The organism is Longimicrobium sp., assembly GCF_036387355.1.
GTDB lineage: Bacteria > Gemmatimonadota > Gemmatimonadetes > Longimicrobiales > Longimicrobiaceae > Longimicrobium.
Genome location: NZ_DASVTX010000195.1, coordinates 1 through 4,568, shown reverse-complemented (window position 1 = coordinate 4,568; position 4,568 = coordinate 1). Strand labels below are relative to the sequence as shown.

Genomic DNA, 4,568 nt, shown 5'->3' with positions numbered 1-4,568 from the left:
TCCCCGAAACGCCTTACCCCGGCAGCGTGAACCAGAACGTCGCGCCGGCGCCGGGGCGGCTGTCGACGCCGCACTCGCCGCCGTGGGCCTGCACGATCCCGTGCACGATGGGCAGCCCCAGCCCCGCCCCCGCCCGCCGCTCCGGCCCGTCCGCCTGCCAGAACCGCTGCCACAGGTGCGGCTGGTCCGCCGCGGCGATCCCGGGGCCCGTGTCGCGCACCCAGAACCGCACCTCGCCCTCCGCGCGCTCCGCCCCGATCACCACCTCGCCTCCGGACGGCGTGAACTTGAGCGCGTTCCCCACCAGGTTGCTGAACACCTGGAGGATGCGGTCGCGGTCCGCGCGCACCGGCGGGCCCTCCGCGGGCGCCTGCACCCGCAGCGCGATCCCGCGCTCCTCCGCCAGCCCGCCCAGCAGCGACGCCGCCTCGCGCAGCAGCACCCCGGGGCCCAGCGGCAGCGGCTCCACCCGCAGCTGCCCGGCCTCAATGCGGGCCACGTCCAGCAGGTCGCGGATCATTCGCTCCATCGCCTCCACGCTGCGCACCACCTGCGCCGCGCCCTCCCGCGCCCAGCCTTGCACGCTGGCGTCCATCAGCAGGCTCTCCGCGTGCAGCAGAATGCTGGACAGCGGGTTGCGCAGGTCGTGCGACACCACGCCCAGCACCGTGTCGCGGGCGCGGATGGCCTCGCGCGCCTCGCGGTACAGCCGGGCGTTGTCGATGGCCAGTGCCGCGCGCCGAGCCATGTCCTCCGCCGTGGAGCGCTCCGCGGGCCCGTAGCGCCGCCCCGAATGCGCGTACGCCAGGGTGATGGCGCCCAGCGTGCGGCCGCGCGCCGTGAGCGGCACGATGAGCAGCGAGCGCGGGCGCACCGCCTGGAACGCCTCGCGATGCGCCTCGTCGTGCGCCAGGCTGTCCACCACGTCGGGCGTCACCTCGGCCACCATCACCGGCTCGCCGCTGCGGATCACGCGCAGCGCCGGCCGCCGCGCCGGATCCGCGTCCGGCGGGTTCTGCGCGTCGCGCAGCAGCATCCGCTCCCCCTCGGGCAGCGCATGCGCAATGGCCACGCGCCGCGTTCCGCCCTCCGGCGTGGCCTCGTCGATCAGGCAGTAGTCCGCCAGCTCCGGCACCGCCAGCCGCGCCAGCTCGCCGTAGCCGGTGCCGGTGTTGAAGGCGGCGCTCAGCAGCGTGCCCACGTCCGCCAGAAAGGCCGCGCGCCGGCTGGCGGCTTCCGCGTCGGCGCGGGCCAGGCGCTCGCGCTCCAGCAGTTCCGCGCGGCTGCGCTCCTGGTGCTTGCGCTCGCTGATGTCGCGGTAGATCCCCCACGTGCCCACCTGCACGCCGGAGGTGAACACCGGCGCGCCCAGCACCTGCACGTCGCAGCGCTGGCCGTCCTTGCGGCGCCGCACCGTCTCCACCTCCGCCCGGGCGCCGCTGGCCACCTGCAGGGTGATGGACTGCCCCTCGTCGTGCAGCTCCTCCGGCACGATCAGGTCGTTGATGGGGCGGTGGCGCGCCTCGTCCGGCGAGTAGCCGAACAGCCGCGTCCACTCCGGGTTCACGTCCAGCACCCGGTCCCCCGAATCCAGCAGCGCCAGCCCCTCCGGTGCCGCGTCGAACAGCTGTTCCAGATAAGCGCGCTGCAGCGCCAGCACCCCTTCGCGCCGCTCGCTTTCCGTCAGGTCGCGCAGAACGAGAAGGCGCCCGTTCACCTGCCCCCAGCGGTCGTGCAGCGGCGTCACGCGCACGTCCACCACCCGCGGGCTCTCCATGGTTCCCAGCGTTACCCGCGCCTCGGCGGAGGTGCGCGGGTCGCCCGCCAGCAGCGAGGCCAGCGGGGCGAGTACGTCGGGACCGGGACGATCGCCGTCCATCCCCCCCAGAAGCCTGCGCGCGGCGGGGTTGGCGTCCAGCACGTGCCCGTCCTGGTGCACCACCACCACGCCGTCCGCCATCTCCTCCACCAGCGCCGCCCGCGCCACCGGAACCAGGTCCAGCAGCCGCAGGCGGAAGATCGCCCAGAAAAAGACGGCGCCCGTCAGCGTGAAGAGCACGGGCATGGGGTTGGCCGGAAACCGCACCGTTTCCGTCACGTGCAGCACGTTGCCGATCCACGGCACCGCGGCGGCCACGGCCACGGCGGCGGCCTGCGCACGGCGGACGGACGTCCCCCGAACGGCGCGGTGCAGCACCAGGGCGACGGCCAGCGAAAGCAGCGCCCAGCTGAAGATCACGTGCAGCCAGAACCCCCACGCCGGCTCGCTGTCGATGGCCGCGCGCCCGTTGCGCTCCACCAGCTCAAAGCGCGACCAGAACGCCAGGTGCAGCGAATTGGTGGCCGCCATCACCAGCGTCAGAAGCGGCACGGCGCAGAGTGCCGCGAGCGGAAGCGGGGCCAGCCACCTGCGCCGCCCCGTGAAGCGCAGGGCAAACACGGCCCAGGCCAGCGGCACCATGATGGCCCCGGCCTGCACCGCCTGGGCAAGCAGCAGCCGCGTGCTGAAGCTGGCGCTGGCGCGGTACAGGGCATAGAAGAGCGACCACCACGCCGATGCCGCCATAAGCAGCACGAACTCGCGCGCCGCGGGCACCCGGCGGTGGCGCCACGCGTACGCCGCCAGCCCGGCGCAGAGCGTTCCGGAGACGACGAGGGGGAGGATTTCGGGACCGGACTGCCAGGCCATGCGTCGCGGAGGTCGCGGGAGAGGCTGCGGGCGGGGCGTTGGAGAGGAGGGGGAAAGGTGCCGCCTCAGGCGTTGTCGCGCAAGCGTTTAGGCCCTGCACGCAGAGTCTGCGGAAGGTGGCCGGAGACGTACGTTTGCTTGACGGGGCCGGGCCCGGCGCCCACGTTGTGCCGCTTGTCTGGTGGCGGAACCCGGAACAGGGAGACGACGACGTGAGCACCACGGCATCTCGTACGCAGGCCCGCCGCGCGGGTCCGCGCACCCCCGTGCTGGTGGCCCTCGTGGCGCTGTGCGCCTGCGCCCCGGCCCTGCACGCGCAGCAGCAGCCCGCGCCTCCGCCCGCGCCCGCCGCGCCCGAGGCCGAACCCGCGGGCCGGCAGTTCTGGCGCTGGCTGCGCGACGAGGCGCACAAGTTCACCGAACTGGGGCGCGGGGGCGTGTTCAGCTCGCCCATGCGCTACGGCATTTCGCCGCAGCTGGCGCGCATCATCCATCGCACGGCGGAAAGCGAAGGGCTGGACCCGGAGCTCGGCTTTCGCCTGGTGCGGGCGGAAAGCGGCTTCAACCCGCGCGCCCGCAGCCGCGCCGGTGCGCTGGGCCTCACGCAACTCATGCCGTCCACGGCGCGCTGGCTGGACCGGCGGATGACGTCGCGCGAGGCCATCATGGAGCCGGAGCCCAACCTGCGCGCCGGCTTCGGCTACCTGCGCCGGCTGATCGACAAGTACGGGAACCTGAATCTGGCGCTGCTGGCGTACAACCGCGGCGAAGGCGCCGTGGACCGCGACCTGCGCCGCGGCCGCGACCCGGAGAACGGGTATACGCGGTACGTGCTGGGTGTGGGCGTGGAGCGGTACCGGGGGGATGGGCGGAGGCGCGCGGCGGGCGGGAGGACGGCGGGGAACCGCTAGGGAATAGGGAATAGGGAATAGGGGATAGGGACGGCGGAAGCCGCTCAGGCCGGGATGGTTGTCGTCGAAAAGAAACGCCCGCCGTGATCAGGGGATCGCGGCGGGCGTCGTGCGTCGGGAGGGGCGGGCTACTCCGCGGCGGCGGGCGGATCGGGGACTTCGCCGCCCAGCTTGCGGACCACATCATCCAGCGCGTGGCTGCCGTTGATCACGAACACCACGCCCGGCGTGGGGATCACCTCGGTGATCGGCGTGCCGGGCGCGGGCTCGCCCTGCAGCTCCATCAACCCCGCGTGGTCCGTCCCCAGCTCCAGCTCGTCCGCGGAACCCAGCATGCCCTGCGACTCCTCGCCGCGCAGCTTGCCTCGCTTGATCCTGGTCCCGTTCGGCAGCGTAACCCCCGTCCGCACCACGGGATAGTACGCGCCGGCCCGCACGTTGGGCGCGCCGGTGACGATCTGCAGCGGCTGCTCGCCGCCGTCGTTCACCACGCAGATGCGCAGGCGGTCGGCGTTGGGGTGCTGCGTGACCTCCTCCACCTTCGCCACCACGATGGGCTTCAGAAGTTCGGCGAGCGGCACGATGCGCACCCCCTCGTATCCCGCTTCCGTCAGGCGGGCGGCGATCTGCTCCGGGGCGTCCGGAAGCGCGGGAACTCGATGGCGAAGAACCAGCTGGCTGACGTTCACGAACGGACTCCGATGGGGGTTCAGGACGGGGATCTCGGCCCCAAGATACACAACAGCGGCCCGGGCACGCACGCCCGGGCCGCCGCGGGTCATCGGCGCGCCATCTGCGCCGCGTCGGCCAGTGCGCGCAGCCATCCTCCGACCGCGGGATCGTCCGGCACCGCGAGCAGTTCCAATGTCGTCCCGGGCAGCGGATCGGAGGCGGACGGATCCAGCCGCCGCGCCACGCCGCGCCGCAGCAGCAGGTCGCCGGCCTCGTCCACGCGCGCCAGGGCGTCC

At 73.5% G+C, this 4,568-nt stretch carries 4 protein-coding genes; 1 reads left to right on the top strand and 3 read right to left on the bottom strand.

Annotated features, from left to right (window positions below; genetic code table 11):
- Positions 1 to 13: 13 nt before the first annotated feature.
- Positions 14 to 2,689 (bottom strand): histidine kinase N-terminal 7TM domain-containing protein, encoded by a 2,676-nt coding sequence (locus tag VF665_RS08600; protein ID WP_331053005.1) that lies wholly within the window; start codon positions 2,687 to 2,689, stop codon positions 14 to 16.
- Between the two features lie 212 nt (positions 2,690 to 2,901).
- Here VF665_RS08600 and VF665_RS08595 point away from each other — a divergent pair, with 212 nt between their 5' ends.
- Positions 2,902 to 3,600, top strand: coding sequence for a lytic transglycosylase domain-containing protein (locus VF665_RS08595; protein WP_331053004.1), 699 nt, complete (start codon positions 2,902 to 2,904; stop codon positions 3,598 to 3,600).
- A gap of 128 nt (positions 3,601 to 3,728) precedes the next feature.
- On the opposite strand, the gene ytpR is transcribed toward VF665_RS08595, so the two are convergent.
- Together ytpR and VF665_RS08585 are read right to left on the bottom strand one after the other, a co-directional pair.
- A complete protein-coding gene (ytpR, locus tag VF665_RS08590) occupies positions 3,729 to 4,289 on the bottom strand; it encodes a YtpR family tRNA-binding protein (protein ID WP_331053003.1) in 561 nt (186 codons plus the stop codon).
- Positions 4,290 to 4,378: 89 nt separating this feature from the next.
- Positions 4,379 to 4,568, bottom strand: a 190-nt coding sequence (locus tag VF665_RS08585) for a hypothetical protein (protein ID WP_331053002.1), incomplete at its 5' end; no start/stop codon positions are given.

Coding starts and splice junctions, on each gene's coding strand:
- VF665_RS08600 (WP_331053005.1), bottom strand. CDS start 2,689: ATGGCCTGGCAGTCCGGTCCCGAAATCCTCCCCCTCGTCGTCTCCGGA.